This is a genomic window from Vibrio sp. 779(2023), assembly GCF_033344285.1.
GTDB classification, from domain to species: domain Bacteria; phylum Pseudomonadota; class Gammaproteobacteria; order Enterobacterales; family Vibrionaceae; genus Vibrio; species Vibrio alginolyticus.
This window is the reverse complement of sequence record NZ_JAWPOM010000008.1, coordinates 214,877-238,308: the sequence shown is the minus strand read 5'-3', so window position 1 is coordinate 238,308 and position 23,432 is coordinate 214,877. Positions and strand designations below refer to the sequence as shown.

Below are 23,432 nucleotides of genomic sequence, written 5' to 3'. Positions count from 1 at the left end.
CGTTCAAATACGCCAGCATCCCGCCACTCCTGAAATCGGCGATGAGCAGAGCTTGACGAGCATATACCGGTGGCATTCAGCGCATTCCACTGGCAACCCGTCCTGAGTACGAAGAAGATGGCGTTCATTGCAGCGCGATTATCAACCCGCTTGCGGTGCGTACCCAGAGGATGGTGAGTTTTATGCTCCGGGATGAGAGGAGCCATTTTCTCCCAGAGTTCATCACTGATTTGCCACTTGTTGCCTGCCATACGTTGCCCTCAGAAATTATCGTTATTCATTATATTATACGATAATTCCTTTTGGGATAGGCTCTAAATCCTTCTTGAAGTTAGAAATTAATTCAGCTAGAGAATCGGCAAGCTTTAAAGCGACCTTGTAGTCATAATCTATGAGAATTACCTGTCCGAAACTACCTTCCTCTGTTGGACTTAAATCAACGCAAATTAAACAAGATGAACAGTCATCCGCAATTGGGATTCTACTTTTGCCGAAGGTATACTCTTTATCTATACCTTTATCGGTATAACTGAGTACGTTTCCATCACCATCATGGCTATAGTTTTCTACAAGGCTTGAGGTCTGTCCGATAGAGAGTAAAGCGACGCCATAAGCAAAATTTGCTTGCTTCTCGGGGTCCTGCCCTTTAGATGTTTTGTACAGTTCAACTAAATCTTGTGGTAGCTCTCTACCCACATTACAGCGAAGCAAATTTATTTCTTCTTCCGACGCTGGCTCTAAGAACGCATCAGCAACTAGTGGTGCTTTATTAAGTATTTCTTTTCTTACTTGCTCGAACATTAATTTTCCCTCGTTTTCATTGTAATCTTCGGGTTTGAAAGAATAAGCTTCAAAATCGAAGCGATGGTATTAATCTATTTCTTCTGCACTGCTCCAACTCAAATACCAGAAGTCTTAGTTAGAATGAGTACTAGTTATGCGGAACATAGGAAACTCGTATTACCCCTATTAATTAGAGGTAATGCGAAATGCGGTTAACTTGAGCGAGTATGAGCAAAGAAAGAGCCGTTTCCTAACTTCTAAATTTCTCTGTTTCATGGGCATATTTGGGTCGGAGAGTTTTGACTGCTCATCACCGTGTTGCGCGCATTAGTGTAAAACTGGTAGATTAGAATTTTAATAAAATAAATGTTACATCTCTAGATTTTGAACGAATAACCCTTCACGATTCTTATACTTGTTAACGGCTCTTATATCAGTAGAAACGTAATCACCACCTTTATTATCAACTTGTCTAATCTCGTATCCTCCGCAATGAACAGAAATATTCGCTTCTATTGAATGCTCATTTTTTGTTTCACCATTTACTTTCTTTGCTGACGAAACCCATTGGAAGCAAAACCTATCTTGATTATCTAAATATTCCGTAAGAGCAACTGATGTCCCTTTATCCACTTCGAAATAATCAATTGATAATATCTTGGATATGCCAGGATATTGGTAAGATGGGTTCTCTACTGTTGGTTCACTTAGTTCGGTTTGATTAGCACAGCCAGCAATAACTGATAATGTCGATGCCATAAGTAGTATTTTCTTCATTTTTGTTCCTTGTAGATGATAAAATTAGCCCCACGATCTATTAACGCTTTCGATAGTGGGGTTGTGTATGTTTATCTAATTGTTTACGTTTTGAAGGTCACGATAATCAACAGACTCATCAGCACTTGAGATGCTTGCTGCCTCACCGAACATTGCTATGTAAGCACTTGGGAAAGTCAAAGCGGCCCCTGCTATACCACAGATTAGAACGAATTTTCCTACGCCCTTACTTTGTGGTGAGCTTTCTCGGCTATTCCATGCCCAGGTTGCAAGGCTAATGACAATCATTGCAATACCAATCCATAAGCCTATGGTATATGTAGCACTACCACCTGCAGCTGAAATTGCATCCACGTTTTTTGCAGCTTGCTCTAGCTTTGTTTCATTGGCTGCCATCGTAGTTACAGAGGTTAGTGCTAGAGCGATACCCAGGGCACCGGACCATTTCGTTAGTTTATTCATAGTTACTCCGTGCTATCTCCTTCATCGAAGATATAAGTTGTGTTAGAAGAGAGGTTTGCCCGACCAGATGAGTCGAGTGTTATTGGGTCCACTGTGTCACTAAAGGTAAATACCTCACCCACTAGATCTAAACCACCGTGGAAAGTTAATAATGCGCCAGCTATTGAGAAGGATATTGGCCATAGAACAGAAACATCATTATCCGCTTTGTTTGCTTTGTACCAACCGATGAAACCAAACACGACAAGACCGAGGCCAAGTACTGCTCTCAAATTCCAGAGAACTGCAATCCAAAGTCGAACATGTTTAATTACATTTATTCCGCCATCTGCAATGGTGGAGTTATGCGTTTCTGAAGCGAATGAACTACTGGATAATGTGTAAACAAACATCCAATACCACTTTTTCATCGAAGCGCTCCAATACAGTAAGTATCTGAACAGATTGTTCCGTCAGCCGAGATTTCTCTAACAGTTCCAATGAAGTCGTAGTATTTTCCTTTTTCTACGGAAATAGTTCTTTCGCCAGAGGTCTTGGTAAGATTTACGACTAGCGCACTGTTTAGGTCCTGCGACTTAGTGATCATTGCGTAGTCAGGAAGAAGAATTCGCCCATCCTTGTATGTTACTCCCGTACTTGGAACTACCATTTTTGGCGCTTCTATTGGCTGTACTACAGTCGAGCTAGATGCTATTGCCATCGTTGGCTGTACTACTTTGCTATTTACTTCTGTATTTTTACCAATATGTTGGGTGGTAGTCTTAGCAACCTGTACTGCCGTTGGCTTTGTAATCGATTCTTTAGCAGGTTTTACAACTTTCTTTTTAGACTGCTGAGAGCGTCGAAGGTTGGCTAGTTCAGTCGGCGTGTACTCCTGGCGTTCTTTATCAATAAAGTATTTGCTGCCAATAAGTAAAACTCCGTCTTCTCCCTCACCTTTAATGTTGGTGACTTTATGGTTGCCAATTTTTGATTTGAACGGCTCACTTTTGTAAAGAGTGATGTAATGTGGAGAGTTATCGGATCTATCTGGTGCACGTACAGCAAAAACCCCCTCAGCAATCTCATCCACAACGTTGAATTCTTTTAAGCGTTTACGCTCACTACTTCGCGCTGCTTTCGTATGTCCGTTTGAAAGGCTATTGTTTAATTTAGCAAACTCGCCTTCAAATGAATTTACATCGCTTTCCAATTTATCCAATCTATTGGTTAAACTAACGTTAAAAGTTTCTTGAGCAGAATTAAATTGATGATATGGCTTCAATCTCATTGTAATTGAGTCATCAATTTGTTGCTGTAAGGTCGAACTGATCGTCTGTGTAATATTCTGTGACGCAGCTTTCGAGGTTGACTTCACAATCTCACTTTTTTGCTTACCAAATTCATCCTTTACTTTGCTAGGAATGTCTATTTTAGTAATGATTGATTGAGCGATTTCTTGTCTTTGTAATTCAGTGATAGCACCAAACTCTTCAGACTTAGTAATCACATCTATTTCAGTCTTAATGAGTTCAGGCAATGATTGCCTGAGAGCGGTGATCTCACGCTCAAGATTTCTCTCTAGCTTTTGTATTTCTTCTACTTTGGAAGGGCCTCCAAAATCTGGTATCAAACCCATTTTATGTGCAGCTAAACTAGCACCACCAACAAGCAAAGTAGCTCCTACGACATAAACGAGTAACTTTACTTTTGGCTTTGCTGAGCTGCTTTGGCTTTTATTCGCTTTGCCAGCATTTGCGTCTTGAGCTTCGTTATCGCTCATGATGATCGCTCCTTGTTTTTAATTGAATAATGTATTATATAAAAGATCTAAATTAATTCCATAAACGAGTTTTGTTGTCACTCGGGATTGATACATTTTGCCCAATATTCGATTTGCGAATTTCAGAGCTTAGGTCAGTTTCTTCGGAATTAACTTCTGTTAGTCTATTTTGCTCCGCCATCATCTTGAGAAGATCGCTCTGATTCGGAGTTTGAATTTCATCCGTTTCTTGTACTTGATTCTCAAACAATAAGTACATAGTTTGACCTTTCGGTATCTCTACCTGAACAGGTCTTCTCGCATTATCGTATAGGATAGGTAAAAAGCCTTGTGCAGCTTTGGCGATACTATAAACAATTCTGTCTCTCGTATTATCAATCGCACCTGTCGAAGTTGTTGTTTCCCCATTTGATGTTGTCACTGTCGTATCAATGAGTGAATCCAAAAAACCTGTCATAAACAAACCAGCAAACATGCCACCAAACCTCTGGATGTAATGGTGGTCTACTTCACCTTCTATAAGCGCCTTTTCAGTTTCAGCAGATAATACCCAAGCTTTTACAGGGATTTGTTTCCCATCTCTAATAACAGACGTTACAGTTAAGGCAACACCTGGAGCTTGTTCTATAAGCTCCATTTCACCGAACGCAATACTACCTTCTGCTTTTCCGGTTAATAAACGAATTCTGATTGGGCCAGGAATGTCTGAGTCGATAGGCAAGGTGGTACGGGCATAAACCAACTCACCTGCATCAAATACTATAGACTCTTGGTCTACTTCAACTGGTGGCTGTCTATATTTTTCATTAGAGGTTTCTTTTTCATTGTCCGTATACCCAACTGTGTTTTCTTTCTTATAATAATTAGGATGAATCCCCATTTGAGTCTGACCTCCATCAGAACGATACAATGCTGAGGCCACTTCTTGTTCTGCATCACTCGGGTCAAAAACGAACTGTGATGTTTTACTATAAATGTCAGCCTTCTTACTATAAGTGATTTTGTACTTTTCGCCTGTATCTGGTGCGTAAGGGAGACCTGAAAATAATGCTTGTGCACCTTCTGATATCTTTTTTTGTCGCTCAGCTTCTAATTGTATCAACCGCTGACGCTCAGCATCGGCTTTGTCGTTTCGATTCTTTATTTCTTGAGCCTTTAAACTCATTTTAGTCGTTGCTAGTTCGTTTCGGAGATCTTCTAGCTGGCTTGAAGTTTCTATATCTTGTTTAGGCAACGGTAATTTTACGTCTCTACCTGCACTATTCTCTTCTGTATCTGAATTTGTCTTTTTAGACTCAGCATCTTTGCCAGACTTAACTTCTTGCCCCAGGGGATCAACCTCCTGCGACTTAGGCTTGTCAACTTCGGTTTTTGTATCTGGTCCCGTTGCTGATTCTTGTACGCGAGTTTTACTGATATGGCTCTCGCCATTAGTAGCAGCCTGTTTACGCGCGTTCTTCTCCCTTTCTTCGGTTTCTTTAGCGATAGGTGAATTTTCAGGAACACTGATTGTCCCATCAGTTGAGTTCTTAATCACATCGTCAGTTTTAACGACAGGTCTACCTGCTGTTTTATCACCTTTGCCCGAAAGGTCTTCTGTAACTTGATTGGAAGCCATATAGATTGCGTATCCAATCCCTCCGGCGGCTACTACAAACAAACCTACAACGATTGCTATTTTTTTTAATTTCATCGGTGAGAAGCCTTATAGTTCACTTGTATCCACAAACGCTTTTACTTTCTGTCGACCATCGCTAAACCAATAGAATGAACGGGGGTAAAGTTTGTAAAGGTTGTAATCACCGACACTTCCCTCTCTTACCAAAGAGCTACCTTTGCTTCTTAAAATGGCTGTTGTTCTGATATAAACAAATTCATTATATAAATAGGCTTGGCCATTGATTCCTTGCAATTTAGTTTCTTTGGCACCAGGCACACCTGTTGTCGTACCTGAAAGAAAAGAAAAGAATTCTGGACCAGCTTTATCAAGATCTACACTTGAAGTAGAACGGTATTGTATTGGCTTGGCGTTCGGGCCAATTAGTGGAATGATCACTTGTCTTCGAGAATTGTAGTAATCTGTTTTTTCAGAACTAATCATGAAAGGAATAGTTGTATCTAAACCCTTCAGCTGAAACCAGCCCGAATGAGTTACTCCAGGTAAACGAGCTTCCAAGCTATATGCGTTACCGGGTGTTTTTCCAGCCTCGAAGGCTCCCTGAGCTCCTAGCTTAACATATACAATAGGCCAAGGAGCTCCTGTCTGGTCGAAAAATGAAATAGACCCAGGGAAGCCAGGGTACACCTGCAAAATTAACTCCTGAGGTAGTGAAGGATCGAATTTAATCGTATCAATTAGACTTTCCGGGGGCCTTACTAAAAGTTTATTTTCTGCAATTAGCCTCTGCCTTTCTATTTTACGCATCCTTTCAATAAAAGCAGGGTCGGAGTTCATTTTCTCACTTTTAATGATGTCATTCTTTTTATTCTCAGCCCTCAGTATCTCAAGTCTGTCTCTATTTTGGTAATTACTCTGGAGTTTCGAGTATTCTAGATCTGTTATGTACGTCTGAATTGCATTTTGTTCATACACCTCAAGTTCACGCATGTTAATCAATATATTTTCTATACTTCCATATTTCTTTAACAATGCATCCGCAATTGCAGCATGACTAACTTGGTTAGTTTGATTAGCTTGAGAAAACGCCGACAATGACAACACCACCGCACTTACTGTTAAGCGGAAATAGGCTTTCAGAGAGGAGATGTTTCTTGAGTGCATTGGTAATCCTTGAAGTTTAACAAGCGTAAATATATTTCATTTATGTATTAAAAACAACCCTACTCAGACAAACCTAACGATTGTAGTGTTTTCTCTACAATATCACTGACTTCTTCGTCGCCGAGAGGTTCTGATTGGAGTTCTTCTTTAGGATATTCCAATATGTCCTTGACTTGATTGATCGCCGCCTCTGTGGCTCTTTCAGCATTAGGCTCATCTAAACCAGCTAACAAATTTATATCTATAGTAGTGCCAGATATAGTGCCTTTATTGTTCTGCTGAGCGCTTTCAAGAAATGGATCTGATAGGTTAGATGAAACATATCTACTGTTATAAGCGATATCCAACTCGCCGTATGCATCATTGTCAAAATTAGCAAGGTCTACTTCGGAGGTCTCTTCGTTCGTACCTAAATCTTGAGTGGATAAATATGCTGGTGGCGAAACAAATTCTTCGCTAGTACTGTGCTCAAAGGGGCCTTCGGCATAGAAGTTGTTGTACTGCATAATTGAATCAAAGTCGTGTTCTTCTTCAGGCCAATCCTCATCACTATAGGTGTTTTCAAAGTCATTAAAATCGAGTTCATCATTAAAGGCTGAAACTTCTTCATTATAAGCCTCCATAGAGCCCATAATCTGTACTTCAGCATCTGTTTGTGCAAGACCAACAAGCTCTTCATCGAATACATCTACTGGTGATTCTTCAGGTCGTATTTCTTCGACTTCTTCAATGGCGCTCTCCGTTATCAACGTTGCGTCTTCTTTAATTATCCCTAAACCAATAGCCATCATCATTTGTTTAGAGATGTTTTCAGTTAGGTTCAATGCTCTTACTTCAGTTAGATTATTTTTTAGCTCTAAGAACTCCAACATTTCGACATTGCTATCGATATAATCGTTGGCCTGTTGAACATATTCATTGGATTTTACTAACTGTTGCCTCTTAGCCGTTTCTACCTCATCATCAGAAGGCTCAAGCACCTGAGCAAAATAGTTCAAACGAGAAGTTTCTACATCAGGGAAGTCGAGTTTTAATGCTCGGAATGGGTATACATCACCACCAAAAATGTATAAGCCTTCTCCAGGTTCAGCACTAGCAAGCATCTTAGCGTTTACAGTATCTTTTTCTTCTACTCGGACATCATCGTTATCATGGACCGCCCCAGCCAAATTATTCTCTATTCTATCCTGACGGGAACCAAACACTTTGCCAGTTCGACCAAGCGCCAACTGTAACGATTCACCATGGTCTTCATTTTTAAGAATGAATTTATTGTTTAAGTTGCCCATTAGTGCTTCATATTCATCCCGGCCGCAAACCTTCTGGAACATTCCGGCTGTCTGTGCTCCAAAAAGAACGTGAAAACCATATGAACGAACCAAGGCAACAATCATGTAAAAACCTTTAACCGCATACATTCCGTACTCATCAAAGAAAAGTCGTACAGGATATCTAGCACTGGAAGGCCTATTGTCTACTGTAGTAATTCGAGAACCTTGTAGCTTGTAGCCAGCAGCTCTCATCAAAATAGGCCGTAATCCCTGCAATAGAAGCCTACCCAATGCTGCAACGGAATCGGGGTTTTTGGCAATGGAAGGAAGAAGAACTAATAATACTCGCCCCCCTAAGCATACATCCGTCATATTTACTTCCGAAAGTTTTGTCACGAATATATGCCCCATGGTTTCACTCAGGTCAGCCATGGTTTCACTAATCATCATCACACAATATGTGTGCTGTTCATCTGCTTTACTATTAAGATCAAGGTTGTCTATCTGTTCCTCAGTCATATCAAATATGGCATCACTAATAGAAGGCAAGGTTTTTAAATATTGCTGGAGTGGTTGTCGGTACTTTAAAGGCACATCTTTTCGCGCTGCCTTTTTGAGCATAGTTTTAATGACAAGAAAGTTTCGAACCACTTCGATGTTTAAATCTAAGCCTTCCACATCCCTTTCGTAAGCAAGATACTGATATGCTCCCCCAATCATAGTAGAACTACGACCTTCCCAAAAAGAGCTATCCCCTCCATCCGTTTCACGCCCTAACCCCATGGTTATAGTCTTCATCTGGTCAGGGGTTCCCGCATTTAGAATATTCATGTTATTCGAAATGCGATCGTCGTCGTGCATGTTAGTAGTATCTAAGGAGTCCATGGGAGTCAGAAAATTGAGAACCAACAAATCGTGGAGTCTATCTAATCGTTTCAAGATAGCGAAAATTGTCCAAAACAATTTTATATCTGCCTTACCATCAACTATGACTGCTGATGTTCCTCCTGGCTGGAGAAGTGCTTGAAATAGCAATGTCAGTATAAGTACAGTTTTACCCGAGCCCGTACTGCCCATGACGAGTGTATGTCTTGTTTCCATATCCGGGTTGGATACGAGTAACCTACGTAGAAAAAATTCAAACCCGAATATTAATGTACCGTTTCCTCTTTTACGCTGGGGAATAAGATGGCCAGCTTTAACTGCGTCTTTTAACGACTCCTTTTTTGAAATAAACTGCTCCCACTCCGGCGCGTCAAAAGGATATTCATGCTTCTCTCTTGAGTTTGTAAGCTTCAGACAAATTGCAAATGCAAAAATAAAGTCCCCATTTTGAGGGAACATAAACAAAGCAATCCCGCATGCAGCAATTAATAAAGGAAATGACACATTTACTGCTGACTGTATTCGCATCCACATAGTGCGAGAATCACGATGAAAGAGCTCTGGGTTATTCAGTTCAGGGTTTGTGTTTAGAACCGACTGCTTCTTAAAACTGGCCATACTAATCAACTTCCTTGTACTGCTTCATTAACTCAGGAATATCCTCATAAGGGTCATTGAAGACTTTCTCATCCTTTTCTATATCGACACCTAGTGACTTTAGAATCTGTTTTGCTTCATTCTCTCGGCCATCAGCCTTTTTCTCTATCTCGCTGAGATCAAATAATCTACTAAATTCATCCTCATCCATGTTCAGGAGGTCTTCTCCTTTCTTACCTGCTGTTAATATTCTCTCTGCATTAATGTGAAGGTCTTGCACTGCTCCTAGGACACTTGGAATTGTCATTCGAAATCCGGCTTTTCTTTCCATAAGAAAATGCGAGCGAGTACCACTTGCTTCTAAGAAAGGCGTTTCTCTGCCGATAGACTGCAATACCATTCCTAAATTTCGGTCATGCTTAGTTACCCAAGTAAACTCGTTTCCTGCAATACGGTTTACATCTTTAAAGAGAAGCATCAACGCCCAGATTACAGTAGTAGAATAAGCATGCTTCTTTGTTACCATTGCATAGAGGATTTCTTCGAATGTACGGGTTGTCTTTCCATCCATTTTTTCCTTAAGCTGTGTAAGAACCTTTCTTTCAATACCGTTAAATAAAAGTATTGTGTCTTCGATGCTGCCAGCGTAAGGGACGCCATCATTCAATAAAGTTGTTGGACGAAAGCCACCTATTATCGCTCCTCCTCTCTTAAACTTATCCGCTTCATTACCCTGTTTATCTACATATTCAATTGGAATGGTTTTCCCATTATCATCAAACAACCGTGCTAGTTTATCTTCCGAATGTAGTTGTTGCGGTAAAGGACAGAGGAGAAGCCTCTCTAAGCTGATAGTCGCTGTTCGAGAGCAAAACTCTATTGTTGAGTCTTTCGGGTTCTCGCAGTAATAGAAGTAACAAATAGGCCTAAAATTGCTAACAAACCCCGTTTCTTTTTGCATTTCTTTGTCACGTTCTATTTCATCTAATGTGACACCCAAAGGAGGATTTGCTGTGAGCATTTCGTAAGGAGATACACCCATAGCGTATCGGTTTTCATAGTCAGAGCGATTTTCGAAATTGTAATCATGTGAATAGTCACAAGGGTTTTCACCCTCTAAACGTTCTTTATATTTAGGAAACATCCAGCCAATGGAATATCCCATCAATTTATCGTAGAAGTTGGGCGGTACTATACGTTTTAAATGAGGATGAACCTTGGAAGCAGCCCGTATCATTGATTCAACGTTGTGTTCTTTTCTGGTTTTAGAGCGTATTGAATATTCTTTACAACCTAAGTAGATCAGAGCTAAAGCGAAGGGCCATTTAAGTATATTTCCGAAAATAGAGTCGTAAGCTCCAATATACTCGGGTGTAATCATCGTATAATGCAATTCTAATATTTGATATAGCCCCTCCTTAAACCCCCATCCTTGAAATCCTGTTAGCCAAGAGGTAGTTACAACCACGAGGTTCTCAAAAGCAAAAAATGTAAACATCTGAGCTATCTTTAGCATTCTCCACACAAAAGCAAGTATGTGGAAAAAGTGCGCGTAAACCCCGTAACCCATACCTATTGCTAATGCTAGAGCTAGGGCGACTGAAGCATTCAACTCTGATTCTTTTTCTGGCGTACGCTGACTCATAACTTAGGAATCCTTAAAAATTATGTTTGTGTCATCAATACGTCGCTCTTTAAGAATCATTTTTAGAGAATCATACTTTCCTTTGGTCAATGGAATGGGTAACACAAGCCGTGCCCTTAGACCTTTTCGATGAAGTATAAAGTTTACGGTTATGACGAAGTAGTAATAGAGGAAGACAACACATCCGAAAGTCGTTAAAACTTTTGCCGAAAAGTTCTTGTCGGAAGCTGTTAACGATTGCATAGCTTGAGTTATTTCGAAGGTTAAGACGATACTGATCACACAAAATATGACCGAAGCTCCGACAATCGCTTGCCCTACTAAATGTGACTTAAGTACTGGATGTATCGTTCTGAACTGTTTCCACATTCCGATATATGTGACGAATAAACTAAGTACCGGAGCAAGAAGAGAAACTCCACCTGAAACAGGCATTAAGAGTAATGAAAGATACTGTAGAAATATTAAAGTTAACATTTTTGCACCGTTGCTTTTAATCCATTTAAGGCATATATTTTTCACATCATAGCAAATTTATCAACGGATGGAATGGTTTTAGCTAAACGAAAACAACCAAATCTAACATCTCGTTCAACCCTCAAAATCAAATCAACCAAACAACCAAACACCAAAAAATATGGCATTGCTTTTCATCCGTAAAAGACATATATTTTTGTGATTATAAAATATGTCATAGGTAGTAGTAGTTTGGAGTCACTGTTAGGAAGCAACGTCATTTTGTTTTCTCAAAAAGAAAAAGAAACTTTATGCATTATCTCGAATGTCGAATATGGACGCCGTGTTGCTGAGTTACAACTATCTTCGGCTGATAGCTACAAACCTGTTTTGAGTATTCTTGTCTCTATTGTCGATAGTAACCATCCAGAGTTGGACACCCTCGATCGCTGCTTCCTTGTTAACTCATCAATCTCTACAGATTCCATTGAATTAACAGAGCTTTTAGAAAAGTTTAAAAGCTCAACCCAGTCATACCAACAAACGATAGAGATTGATGGTGTTGAATTTTCCTATCTGCGCAAGGAAATAGAAAGGTTACAACTAATAGGATAAATGTAATGGAAAACGAAGAGTCTGTTGGCTTTAAATCAGTTACCCAATCTGCCGAGTTAATTATCCATGCAGGGTCTTCTCCCATCCCAGGAGAAGTCAGAAGCCGCCTAGAAAAGATACCAAGTATAAAGCCAAGACCAGCGCGCAGAATAATGGGTGTGAAATTGGCTGAATTGGGTGTCAATAGAAACCCTTATGTTGCAAATAGAGCAACTAAGGCTTTACTTGCACTGACTTCAATTACGTGGGGCCTCACCCTGCTTTTATTGACTGGTTCGCTGGTTAATTTTTACCTGCTTGAAAGAATAAATATCAGCGCTACCTCCCATGACGCAAGGATTGAGCCTACTGGCAAGCCTGTACGCATCGGTAACTTGGATTAGAGGAAGGATATGTTTCGCTCATCCGTAATTAAGAATCATCGAGGGCTCCTATCTGGTTTCGTAGTGCTGGTGGTCATTATCTATTTCTTAGAGTTTGCACTAAACACTCTTACAACAAATAAATCTGGTTACTACAAGATCCCCACTTACAACGATAAGGGCATTACCCGAATAGTTCCTCAGGTCCCATTAAGTGACCGTCTTTTTTCTGACTCTGAAGTTATGGATTTTGTAACTGAAGCTATGTACAACACACTCTCTCTATCTTTCGATAGTTATGAATTGTCTATGACAGAATCAGCATTACTATTCTTTACTACTTCTGGCTGGAAGTCATTCTCAAGCGCAGTTCAAGAAGCAGAAATTTTATCAACCATTTTCTCTAATAAAGAAATTATTGAGTTTTACCCTACCCGAGCGCCTTTTATGGAATTCAGTGGCACAGTTGACGGGAAAATTGATGGAAGATTCACAAAAGATGCCTACTGGGTATGGCGAGTTAAAGTTCAGGGCAAGATTATGAAAAAATCTTTGAAGGTTAAAGACGCAACTGAAACTGAGCTCGAGGCTATTCAGAATCAAAGGCACCAGGCCGCTAATGTAACTTTCTGGCTTGATTTACAACGTGTGCCAAAGGGTAAGGGGGCAAGTGCAGTTAAGATCATAAGTTCTTCTAATTGGGATGTTGATTGGTTATGAATATTCCACGACTTATTCGCATACTTAAATTCGACTGGCCATTTGTGCTTGCTATCGTTTTATCTGTTTTAGCTATTTTTAAACTTTCCGATTTCAATGAAGAACTATTAGGGAACCCGGATAGAGTTTTTCTTTATTCTGATGGTAATGGTGGTTACACAAGGGCCTTTGTATCACGTGACCCACGCTATACAGACGAGAAGGTTGTCAGGTTTCTTCGTCGTATGGTGAGCTCATGCTATACCGTCGATTATAAAACCGCTCAACACCTAATGAACGGTGAACGCGATAACGATTATGCCAACTGTATTGAAAAGCACTTTGCGCCAATAGCCGCCACATCACTGTTCAATGTTTATCCTACTGACCCTATGATTGAGGCGATTCTTATGTCAGAAGGTAAGGCTAACGTTGTTGTTCCTTACGATCCTATCGTTACCTTAAAGAACAAACCTGGTAAGCCTTTAGTTTGGGTAGTTGAGGTTCCGATAATGGTAACAGTCCAATCGGTATCAGGAGACCAAACAACCTCATTCATTGCTCACTACACAGTTCTACCTGAACCTAGAGCGGATAACGCAAGTTCATTACTCATCGACAGGGTGGTTTTTAGATGAACGTTAAAGACCTATTCAATTTTATTAGTACAGCTTTGGGGAAGACTCCGTTAACAGGAAGACAAAGTTCGAAGTCTACTGAGGATAGCTTTGTTAAAGGGGATACCTTTAGTTGCCAATCAATACCCTCCAGCGAGGTTAACCGTAACCACGATGCCGTGTTTGAAACAGATAAACGTCATAATTTAATCTATGACAATTTTAAGTCTGTCCAGCGATCTCCATACTACGCTCTGGTTTTATTTTTCTTAGCTATTGTTGCATTTTTATACGCCTTGAACCTGTTCATAGATACCACAAAGATTACTTCAACAAACTACTTTATTGCATCAACGACAAGTGATACTGCTGTATACCCAATACCCACAGATAAGCATATCTTGCCGACTAAGGACCAAGAAAGAAACCCTGGCGAAACTTACTCTGAAGAAGAGTCAGAAGTATTAGTTCGTGAATATCTAGTTGATAGCCTTAAAGACTGTTTTTCAATGAACTACTTAAATGCAGCAACAGTACTGTCTAGGTGCAAGTCCAACCATTTGGACTCTGAAACAGACACCCAAGACATATTTATTGAGCTTCTAAGAGCAAGTAACTATATAAATATAATGAAGAAATACCAGACTTCTGCATTACTCCACGTAGACACAAGCTCTATTAAACTTTTGAACAAAGCAATAGCTCAGCGTGAAGCCGTACCTGGCAGCGGCGTTATGCGTAGCCGCGCTGTCTGGATTTACCAACTTAAGATGCATTATACGATGGAGAAAGTTTCTGTCTCTTCTCCCACCTTGTGGCAAGTTGAGATGATCAGAGAATCTGCTTTCAACAAAGAGTTCCCTGTTTCTATCTTCAAAATACGCGATATCGAGTGAGTGAACATGAAAAGTCAAAATAAAGAGCTTCAAGTTAACCCGAGAAACTTTCAACCGTCTTTGTTGCAAAAAAATTTACATAAATCACGCAAAGGAAAGTCAAAAACTAAAAAAGCGTTGGCAAAAGCTCCAAACTACTATAGAGACCTTTTTCAGCCAATTGAAGGGGTCTTTAGCCGACCTTCATTTGGCGAGTTTCAATTCACTTACTGTGGATACATGATAGCTAACCAGCGTGAGGGTGTTCTCAATATCTATGTACCACAAGAAACAGACTCCCCATTACTAGAGTCACTCGAATCATACGGGTTTTATCTATGTAAAAAGTACCCTATTTCTGTACCCAATAGCTCTAGATCCTCAAGACTTCTTATGAAGCGCTATCTTTCAGAAAAAGTATCAGATCAGCAAGCTGTGGAGACAATAATGCAGTTAAAGATCATGCTAAATGCAGCAATAAAAAAACAACAACAAAGTGAGGATTTAGATATATCGGCAATGCCTAGCCTCAGTCCTACAATATTTAAGTCACTAAAAGATATCGGTATAAATAAGCAATCAGAGTTAAGGAAGGCAGACTTAAATGTTTTGTTCCATAAGATCAAAAGTGGAAACTCGAAGAGCTATAAAGGGGTACGCTTGTTATTTCAGCTACATTGCTTAAGAGAGGATACTCAAGTTCCTTACTTATCTAACGATACCAAACAACGCTTAGTTGATTCTTATAATTTTTTCGCCAAAATTAGAGGATACGCCCCTCTGACTTATATGTTTTACAGCTAGAAAATAACCTTGCATTAGTTTCTTTCGACATGCAATTAAACCATCAGTTACAAGGTAACCAGTCGCTCATTAGGCCTCTATTTATTAGTTAGTTTCAAACAGCAATAGATGTTGAATGTATGTAATTCTCCACAAAACATATGGTGACGTTAGCTAGGTATCGTTCACCATACTACAAGTGCTGATTCCCTCATTAACTCTATATTTTAAATCCTTCGATTCTAGTTTCCTTTACCTCTACTGTTAGCTTGGGGTGTGGTAACTGTCCTCTAGCCAGCATTTGAATAGGATTTCCTGTTCGTTTTGTAGTGGTTTCTTTATTACTTTTTTCATACGCTACTTTGGGTGATATTGAAGACTCCCAGTAAAGAAGGTCTACTGGAAGAGCGCATAGAAATTGTAGAGGTTTCCGTGTCTTGAACTCACCGTGAACTAAGCGCCTTTGTGCATATGAGTAAATTAGATCCTTTTCTGCACGAGTGGTGGCCACATAGAATAGCCTAAGCTCTTCATGAACATTGTCTTTCTCATTACCTTTGAAGTGTGCTTCTTCTTCGCAGCCAATGACATATACACGCTTAAACTCTAAGCCCTTACTAGCGTGTTCTGTCATTAACTGAACCGCACTAGCCCCTTGCTCACCAGAATCCACCAGCATGTTAAGTTCTTTGATACAATCATGTAAGTGTCCATGAACCTCAGTGAAAGCAAAAAGGCGCTTTGTTAAGGTAATGACGTTTTGCTCTCTTTTATTAACTTCTGAGATTACTTCTGCTGTCATCTCTTGAGTTTTATACTTCTTCTTAGCGTTATCTATAATTTTGGGTTTGAACAGCTCGACCCAGATTTGATGCAAACCTTCCTCTAAGCCAGAAAGTACTTCTCCCCACTTATTTCTCAGTTCAGAATCACTAAGTTCATAGTTATTTATTTTTGCTAAGTCAGTGATTGAACCGCATTCGAACAATGCTTCTTTGATAATTGAGTGGCACTCCAACAAAGAGGCAAATCCAAGCTTTCTATCTTGAGATTTTACAGTTCCATACGTGGTCATGTACTTACAGTATTCAATAACTGTTAGGTTTTTATCAATGAGCTTTTGGCGCATAGTTACGCCCTTAGTTTTAAGGCTTGCTGCATCAATGACACGTGAAGCAGCCATAACATCCTTCTCATTAGCACAGAAACGTAGGAATGCACTCCAGTCCTTTACTTCTTTACTATCAAAGAAATCCTTGTCGCCAACAACTCGGTATTCTACCCCATGCTCAATAAGTTGAGCTTCAATTGGGTCTTTGATTACTTTTGAACGATACAGAATGGCAATTTCTTCTGGTTTTAATTCACCAGATTCGATAGCCTGTTTAATCTCATTGGCTGTCGTAATTGCCTCATCCTTGTCATTGGCAAATTGTCGGGCAATTGGCTTATCACCCTGAATATTTGCCATTGCTATCATATGTCCGTCTGTAACCTTTTGGTCTTCATGCATTAAGTCAGCAATAGCATTGGCCACATTTACAACTTGTTCAGTTGATCGAAAGTTCTCTCCCATCTGAACAATCTTCATGTCTCCGAATTCTTTTTGAGCATTTAGTAACTGACCGACATCTGCAGCCCTGAAAGCATAAATACTTTGTTTTTCATCACCAACCATAGTTAGGTTATTGCCTTGACCAACAATAAGTTTTAACAATAAGCCTTGGACTGGGTTAGCATCCTGATGCTCATCGGCAAGTACTGCTTTAAACTGGTTTTGCAACCAGGTTCTAAAACCTACATCATGTGTGAGAATTTTTACCGCATGGACGAGAATGTGGTCGTAATCAATAGCATTCAGCTCAATCATTCGTCTGTAGTAGACCTTCCAGATACAAACGCAATGGCTTAACAAGGCTTTCTCATCAAAAGTCAGATTTGGGTTGGTTTTGGACTGGTGCTCGAACTCAGACTTAGGACCACGACCATAGGACAAGGATAGCCCCATGAAGTTTTGAACATACTTTGCACCACCGTGCTCTTTTAAGAACTCATAGTCTGAGTTCGATAATGTTTTCTTAGCTGACTCATTTATTAGTGTAAGGGACTCAGTTTCATCCAAGATAACTAAGTCACTCGATGTATAACCGCACTTTACAAAATATGGGTGTTGCTTTTTGATGGCAGGTTTTATGACTTGGTTTAGTGCAAAGGAGTGCCAGTTACAGATAACAGCTTGATAAGCTTTGATACCTATACGTAAGTAAAGACGCTCTAACATTTCCGCAGCAGCTTTCTTGGTAAAGGTTATGGCACAAAGTCGACAGGGTTCCAAGCCTGACTCAATGAATGTCGCGGCCTTCTCCACAATAACGCGAGTCTTACCACTACCTGCCCCCGCATTAATCATGCAAGGTACTCCAGTCGTGTTGACTCCTTCATACTGACTCGCGGTTAATTTCATTCTCATCCCTCCCATTTAAGTGTTTATATATGGTATTTTAATTCAACCTCAAAGTCAACTTTAGTCTATTGTTTTTTGTTGCTAAATGATATATTTCATTTAACGGAGGATTGCGTCTATGTTTGAATTTTTGGGTGTAACAGCAGCTGACGGTCTTGAGCAACTTAAAGAACCGGAAAGGTCTTATTACGAATATGTAATAGAGCATGGCGACACGGGGCTGTACAAAGCCATGCCGTGGAAAAGTAAACGAGATTTACTTCTTACTTACAAAGGTGAGATTGAAGAGTGTACTTTAATCTCTAGCAAGCTAAACAATATACATCCTAAATACATACGTACAATCATGAGAAGCGAGAATGGTTGGCCAGGAGCTGACCAGAAAGCCAAGAACGGTTCTGGTGATTTAGGAATAATACAAGTTAACCCTAAGGTTTGGGATCAAGAGTTTCGTAAGCTTGGTGTGACTATAAACTGGGAAGACGTCAGAGATGATGTATGTGCAAATCTATTTATTGGTGGTGTCATTCTGGCCAGAAGATTAAACGCAACGAATGACATTTTTAAAGGCCTCGCTAACTACCATCGATATGCAACTTCAGACAATAAATATTTTCATTACTCGTACCGCCTGAAAGCAATGAAGCACTTTGCTGATATTGAATCTGAGTATGGTCGTTGGATTTCTCACCGAATACACGCAGTCAATAAACTAGGAGAATAGCCATGTGGGTCGCTATTGCAGAGAAGTCTTCTCAAGCTGAAAAGATCGCATCAGCTTTGAATCTTAGAAAGCAAGGTGGATTATATTCAGGCTTCTACAAAGGGCAAGAACTGATCCTTTGGTATGCCGCAGGTCACTTCCTCGAACTGTCTCCCCCTACAGAGCAAATACAGAACTTCAGTTGGAACGATCCTCGTACTCACGAACGCATCCCTCGCAAGGTTCCTTATAAAGTTTGTCCGGACATACCAGCTCGTGACGGATACCCGGCAAGAAAACCAGGAGAGCGAATCCAATTACTTAAACAGTATGTCGACAAAGCGACTTTAGTCATTGGTGCTACAGACCCAGACCGAGAAGGTGAAGTCATATACCGTAGCATTTTAGATTTCCTTAAATACGATGGCCCATTAAAACGAGTTTGGTTAACAAAGGGGTTATCCAAGGATGCAATACAAACCTCTTTCGATGAAATGGTCGATGCATCTCAATACTACGGCGAATATTTAGCTGGGTCTAGTCGTCGTATGGCAGATTACGCAGCCATGGTTCTAACTGCCACCTACACTTATTACTCAAGAAGGGGAATGCTTGGAAAGTACCTAGGCTCAGGGGATAAGAAAAGCTCAACGACATCTGTTGGTCGAGTTCAGTCGACTGTTGTAGGTTTTACTTACCATCGTCATCAAGAAAGAGCAAACTTTAAATCTGTAACTCACTTTCGTCCGGTACCGCTGATCAGGTGTAACGGCGCTGTAAGTTTTGAAGGCCGATACCTTCCAGAGATAAAAGACTCCGACTATGACTCCCCTATCCCTGGCGTAAAGTGGGATGAAAAAAATCTAGCATCCAAAATATCGCCTGATATGTCTGAGGAAGAAGTCGAGGAGTTAACCATAAACAATAGACCTAAACCTCTTTATATCGACAAATCTATTATGATGGATTTTACGGAAAGGCTTAAGCAAGCGAGCATATTGGATTTAGATATAAATGAAAGTATGGCGACTTCTGCCCCACCAAAGCCTTTATCACTGACCAAACTACAGAGTCTGATTAGCAACGCTAGTGCCACTGATGTCCTCAATGCAGCACAACGCCTATACGATTCTGGTTTTATCACTTACCCAAGAGGTGAAGAACAAGAGATTTCTGACAAAGATTACAATCCTAGGGATATTGCCGACAAATGTACTCAACTAGCAAAATGGGACCAATTTGGCCAAGCCGCCCTTAAAGTCGCTGCCATTCAAACGGGACAAGACGATACCTGCGCAAGTTTCAAACCAAGCTGCTATACGCCAGGAGATAAAATACACGATGCTCTAGCTCCTGTTGTTATACCTAAACCAGGAGAGCTACAGGGGCTAGCTCTTCAGGTCTTTGAAGAAATTACGTCGCATTACTTGCAAGCACATTTGCCTCCATCAAAATATTTAGTTCAAGAAGGGGTTTTAAAATTCGATACCCATGGGCTTTTTGGAGAACCGGTATCTAGTTTCAAGATCACAAAGCGATCTTGTATAGAAACTGGGTGGGAACATTACTTTAAAGGTAAAGAGACCGTCCAAACTATCAGCTTAAACGATTTAGACAAAAGCAATGTTTCAATTCCAGATGTTGAGCTAAAGGAGTCTACTACAACTAAGCCCCCTCTCTTCACTGAGGCCTCACTACTTTTTGCGATGTACCATGCGGCAAAATTCGAGCCTAATCCTATTCTTAGGAATTCACTCAAAGAATCAAAAGGCATTGGGACACCAGCTACTAGGCCAACTCAAATCGCAACTATCTTAATGCGTGAGTTCGTAGCGTATACTAGCAAGGGTAAAAACCCTTCGATTGATATCACCCCAAAAGGGATTGAATTGTATAAGGCACTACCTGATTCATATAAAAGCCCTGGTACTACTGCCAAATGGGAACTCAAACTTTCTGACATGAGTAAACTCCCTCAACGAGAAGCAGAAGCAGCGTCTCTGGAATTTATAAACACTCAAATTGAAAATACTGAAAAGCTAATAGGTTTCCTGAATAAAAACCTGTTTGATAAAACACCAAGAGACGGTGTGAATCCTAACATGCCACTTTCAAACCAAACCAAAGATAAACTTCAGAAGCGTTGTAAAGGGCTCGGACTACCAATGCCCAGACAGGCCTTAGCAAGTGAGGCTAAAGCGAGGCAATGGCTACGAGAGCACCCTTGGTTGGTAACTGACGCTATGCGAAGAAAGATTTCACAAATATGCTCTTTCAAAAAGATCCAGCCGCCAGCGCTTAAAATGACTGACTTTGGTAAAGCTCTAGAATTTATAAAAGCTCACGAAGATGATGTCCCAAGTACTCCATCTAAAAAGTTTCTTGATTACGCAAAACAGTTGGAATCGAAGACTGGCCTGAAAATTCCTTCTCAAGCGATTAGTAACGCCAAATTACTATCTAAATATGTAGAAGAGGCAAAACGTATTAAGAAACCAAGTAAAAAGACTATTGCTGCTATTAACGAGCTGGCCAAAAAGCTAAACGTTAGGGTTCCTGCTAGTGAATTAGAAAATGACGAAAGAGCAAAAAACATACTTAGCCGTATGAAAGCAATGATTGCTACAGCATCAAAATAAGGGGTTCAAGTAGATATGATGAATGATATTCTCGAAAAGTATAATATTCTCGAAAAGTATAAACAGGCGTTCCTAACTTCTGACTTTTATAATGACCAAAAAGTTTTAGCACCGGATGATTTAGTCCCGATGATAAGAGGGTTTCTCCATGCTAATGGGGAAGATTTATTAGTGGACAATCACACTAATATCTCTGCGTTCGCCAAGTCAGTCTTTGCGGAGACCAACCAGGAAAAGTTCGAAAGCTTCTTAACCGAACTAAAGTTACTTGTAGACGAGCTTAATTTAGACTTTAGAGGTTCTGCCGACATACCTAACTATGACAATCTCTCTATTACGCTTAGCTTCGACACAGCAAGCGAAGACCAGATTGATAGATTGATCCGTTTCGTCAGAAATAACCTCACGAATAATTTCCGAGCATCAGGCCAATACCCTTTAGCTGTATGGAAAGCTTTCATTATCTCCTCAGATTGCTGGTCGGTAGAGTTCCGATTCTCACCGAGATGGGAATTTAAAGAAGATATCCAAGGATAGAAGATTTAGAGTTAATGGTGTTAAATGCTGGAGGACATTATCAGTATTGGCAAATCAACTAACTAGGAAGATCTATGCACAAGGTGACTACGATATTAAAAACAAACATTGGGAACGTGGAAGGTTACTTAGATGAGAGCGGTAGCCTGTTTATTCTGAACCCGGCTAAGATTGAAAATCGCAAGCTTGCTCACTTCCTCCCAACACCTTCGCAACGTTCAAAAGATGATGTGGAACAAAACCCGAATAACTACCTAAAGGTCGAGGAACCGAGTGAGTTCGCAGGGGTTTGGGAAGTGAGTGGACCAAATGTAGGAAAAGGGGATGCGTTAAGAACTTATCCTTTTATGTTTAAAAGAGTGAGCCCCCCATCTGAAGGTAGTTAATACGGCACAACTATATTTTGGGTGGTTTCTTAATTGTCAAGATAAATATTTTTAGGTGCGGTTATTTCTAAATCGAATTAACAAACCGTAATTTGGACTTATAGACAGGGTCTTATTCAGTTAGTTAGTGTTCACTGACTGATATTTTGAATTTTGCTTTTTATCCACAAATGATCCTCGAACTGCACCTTGATAAACTTTTTTTATCGCACTATCTTGATACCCGTGAGCTCAAGTAGTTCAGTGCATGGAAGCAAATAGTAGCTGTGCTTAGTTTCTTTCGTGATATTAAACTGGAGCTCAAAATCACTTAAACCCCACCATAGGCAGGGTTTAAGAGAGAAGCCAAATCGAGTAGCTGCAACTACTCATTATGGCTGCTGGGTATCATTCTCGACACCTGACACACGAGACTATAGATCACCAGTAGCCTATTTGGCAATTTTCTTGTTCAATAGTTAATGGTGATTAATATGTACCCACAAAGGTTTATCTATCTGATTATGAGAGTATGGAAAGCAATGGTCTCGGTATTCAAACTCAATCCACACATATGTATCAAAGGGTTAATGTATCTAGTCGAGTTTTTTAGAGACTAAACCATTTGTATGTACACACTTCTTAAGGTGTGTACATTATTTAGACAAAAATGTTAAGTCCGTGTGCTCTAACTTCTTATACACATTTGGGTATTGGGCTCGAGAAATCTTTAAGTTTAAAAGACCTTGGGCTATTTCATCACTTTTAAATTCGGAGAGGTCAAGTTTGCTTTGCAAATATCTACCATAATCAAACATTCTATTTACCTTAGCTTGTAATACTCCCAGCTCAACTAGTTGATATTCCGCATCTTCTCTCCAACTAGGCCTACGGCTCGACTGCTTATTCTCATATTCATTTTCTACTCTAGCGGATAAGTACTGAGTCTTACTTAGTATTTTTGCCATTACCAGAACAACATCTATGTCTGCGTTTTCCATGCATTTTGTGAATATGGCTGTTGTATTGGCCAAATCTAGTTTCGGTGGTACAGGCTTCTTACCTGTTCTTTTCGGCATACCTTTCCAAAATTCAATTGATTCGGTGTAGAAGCTAGCCATCTCAGTTGTGTATTTAGTTAAGTCAGACAGAGTTTGAGGTAACAATGCTCTTGCTGCTAAAAGTTGGCTCTCTTGTCGCTGAACAACAAAGATTGAAACTTTTCTGTTACGCGGGGCAGATTGCTACGTGACACTATAGCAAAGAACTGACAATAAAGATCAAAACTCAATTTCACTCAATAGGCCAACTCAAAGCAAGAAGTAACAATAAAGTTCGAAACTTTTCGACGCT

At 40.1% G+C, this 23,432-nt stretch carries 22 protein-coding genes; 10 read left to right on the top strand and 12 right to left on the bottom strand.

The features are described from left to right. The 10 genes from R8O70_RS12860 to R8O70_RS12815 form a co-directional block, all read right to left on the bottom strand. Window positions 1–251: transposase (locus R8O70_RS12860; RefSeq protein WP_206937370.1), on the bottom strand; the 251-nt coding region annotated here is incomplete at its 3' end. A 34-nt stretch (window positions 252–285) separates the two neighbouring features. Next, complete coding sequence (locus R8O70_RS12855; protein ID WP_203347280.1) at window positions 286–801, bottom strand: SMI1/KNR4 family protein; 516 nt, start codon at window positions 799–801, stop codon at window positions 286–288. Between the two features lie 351 nt (window positions 802–1,152). Continuing rightward, entirely contained in the window at window positions 1,153–1,560 is a 408-nt protein-coding gene (locus R8O70_RS12850) for a hypothetical protein (protein ID WP_025767067.1), read from the bottom strand. A gap of 75 nt (window positions 1,561–1,635) precedes the next feature. Beyond that, a complete protein-coding gene (locus R8O70_RS12845; protein WP_025634012.1) occupies window positions 1,636–2,022 on the bottom strand; it encodes a hypothetical protein in 387 nt (128 codons plus the stop codon). Window positions 2,023–2,024: 2 nt separating this feature from the next. Further along, entirely contained in the window at window positions 2,025–2,432 is a 408-nt protein-coding gene (locus R8O70_RS12840) for a hypothetical protein (RefSeq protein ID WP_025634011.1), read from the bottom strand. Continuing rightward, a complete protein-coding gene (locus R8O70_RS12835) occupies window positions 2,429–3,784 on the bottom strand; it encodes a hypothetical protein (RefSeq protein WP_025767068.1) in 1,356 nt (451 codons plus the stop codon). The genes R8O70_RS12840 and R8O70_RS12835 overlap by 4 nt, the downstream gene beginning before the upstream one ends. A gap of 52 nt (window positions 3,785–3,836) precedes the next feature. Further along, window positions 3,837–5,477 (bottom strand): DotG/IcmE/VirB10 family protein, encoded by a 1,641-nt coding sequence (locus R8O70_RS12830; protein WP_203347292.1) that lies wholly within the window; start codon window positions 5,475–5,477, stop codon window positions 3,837–3,839. Window positions 5,478–5,489: 12 nt separating this feature from the next. Then, the gene (locus tag R8O70_RS12825; protein WP_025634007.1) at window positions 5,490–6,566 is read right to left on the bottom strand and encodes a DotH/IcmK family type IV secretion protein; all 1,077 of its coding nucleotides are present in this window, start codon (window positions 6,564–6,566) and stop codon (window positions 5,490–5,492) included. A gap of 59 nt (window positions 6,567–6,625) precedes the next feature. Continuing rightward, complete coding sequence (locus R8O70_RS12820) at window positions 6,626–9,340, bottom strand: type IV secretion system DNA-binding domain-containing protein (RefSeq protein WP_206937375.1); 2,715 nt, start codon at window positions 9,338–9,340, stop codon at window positions 6,626–6,628. A 1-nt stretch (window position 9,341) separates the two neighbouring features. Next, on the bottom strand, window positions 9,342–10,964 hold the full coding sequence (locus R8O70_RS12815; protein ID WP_025634005.1) for a hypothetical protein: 1,623 nt from the start codon (window positions 10,962–10,964) through the stop codon (window positions 9,342–9,344). A gap of 708 nt (window positions 10,965–11,672) precedes the next feature. Between R8O70_RS12815 and R8O70_RS12810 the strand changes: the two genes are divergently transcribed. The 6 genes from R8O70_RS12810 to R8O70_RS12785 are packed head-to-tail and all read left to right on the top strand — an operon-like array spanning window position 11,673 to window position 15,392. Continuing rightward, window positions 11,673–12,035, top strand: a complete 363-nt coding sequence (locus R8O70_RS12810; RefSeq protein ID WP_025634000.1) for a hypothetical protein — start codon at window positions 11,673–11,675, stop codon at window positions 12,033–12,035. A 5-nt stretch (window positions 12,036–12,040) separates the two neighbouring features. Continuing rightward, window positions 12,041–12,418: a hypothetical protein gene (locus tag R8O70_RS12805; RefSeq protein ID WP_025633999.1), complete on the top strand. Its 378-nt coding sequence runs from the start codon at window positions 12,041–12,043 to the stop codon at window positions 12,416–12,418. A 9-nt stretch (window positions 12,419–12,427) separates the two neighbouring features. Continuing rightward, entirely contained in the window at window positions 12,428–13,117 is a 690-nt protein-coding gene (locus R8O70_RS12800) for a DotI/IcmL family type IV secretion protein (RefSeq protein WP_054574978.1), read from the top strand. Further along, window positions 13,114–13,734, top strand: coding sequence for a DotI/IcmL/TraM family protein (locus tag R8O70_RS12795; RefSeq protein WP_025767073.1), 621 nt, complete (start codon window positions 13,114–13,116; stop codon window positions 13,732–13,734). Before R8O70_RS12800 ends, R8O70_RS12795 begins: the two co-directional genes overlap by 4 nt. Continuing rightward, window positions 13,731–14,609 (top strand): hypothetical protein, encoded by an 879-nt coding sequence (locus tag R8O70_RS12790; RefSeq protein ID WP_025633994.1) that lies wholly within the window; start codon window positions 13,731–13,733, stop codon window positions 14,607–14,609. Before R8O70_RS12795 ends, R8O70_RS12790 begins: the two co-directional genes overlap by 4 nt. 6 nt (window positions 14,610–14,615) lie before the next feature. Beyond that, a complete protein-coding gene (locus R8O70_RS12785) occupies window positions 14,616–15,392 on the top strand; it encodes a TfoX/Sxy family DNA transformation protein (RefSeq protein ID WP_025633992.1) in 777 nt (258 codons plus the stop codon). 199 nt (window positions 15,393–15,591) lie between these two features. Here the strand turns inward: R8O70_RS12785 and R8O70_RS12780 are convergent, their stop codons facing one another. After that, window positions 15,592–17,835 (bottom strand): ATP-dependent helicase, encoded by a 2,244-nt coding sequence (locus tag R8O70_RS12780; RefSeq protein ID WP_025633991.1) that lies wholly within the window; start codon window positions 17,833–17,835, stop codon window positions 15,592–15,594. Window positions 17,836–17,953: 118 nt separating this feature from the next. On the opposite strand from R8O70_RS12780, the gene R8O70_RS12775 reads away from it, so the two are divergent. From R8O70_RS12775 to R8O70_RS12760, 4 genes are all read left to right on the top strand, one after another. Next, window positions 17,954–18,559, top strand: a complete 606-nt coding sequence (locus R8O70_RS12775) for a transglycosylase SLT domain-containing protein (RefSeq protein ID WP_025633990.1) — start codon at window positions 17,954–17,956, stop codon at window positions 18,557–18,559. Between the two features lie 2 nt (window positions 18,560–18,561). Further along, entirely contained in the window at window positions 18,562–21,177 is a 2,616-nt protein-coding gene (locus tag R8O70_RS12770; protein ID WP_077284299.1) for a DNA topoisomerase, read from the top strand. A 15-nt stretch (window positions 21,178–21,192) separates the two neighbouring features. Next, complete coding sequence (locus tag R8O70_RS12765; protein ID WP_077284301.1) at window positions 21,193–21,714, top strand: hypothetical protein; 522 nt, start codon at window positions 21,193–21,195, stop codon at window positions 21,712–21,714. Window positions 21,715–21,788: 74 nt separating this feature from the next. Next, window positions 21,789–22,100 (top strand): hypothetical protein, encoded by a 312-nt coding sequence (locus R8O70_RS12760; protein ID WP_025767076.1) that lies wholly within the window; start codon window positions 21,789–21,791, stop codon window positions 22,098–22,100. A gap of 635 nt (window positions 22,101–22,735) precedes the next feature. Here R8O70_RS12760 and R8O70_RS12755 read toward each other — a convergent pair. Further along, entirely contained in the window at window positions 22,736–23,245 is a 510-nt protein-coding gene (locus R8O70_RS12755) for a hypothetical protein (RefSeq protein WP_213899629.1), read from the bottom strand. Window positions 23,246–23,432 lie beyond the last annotated feature (187 nt).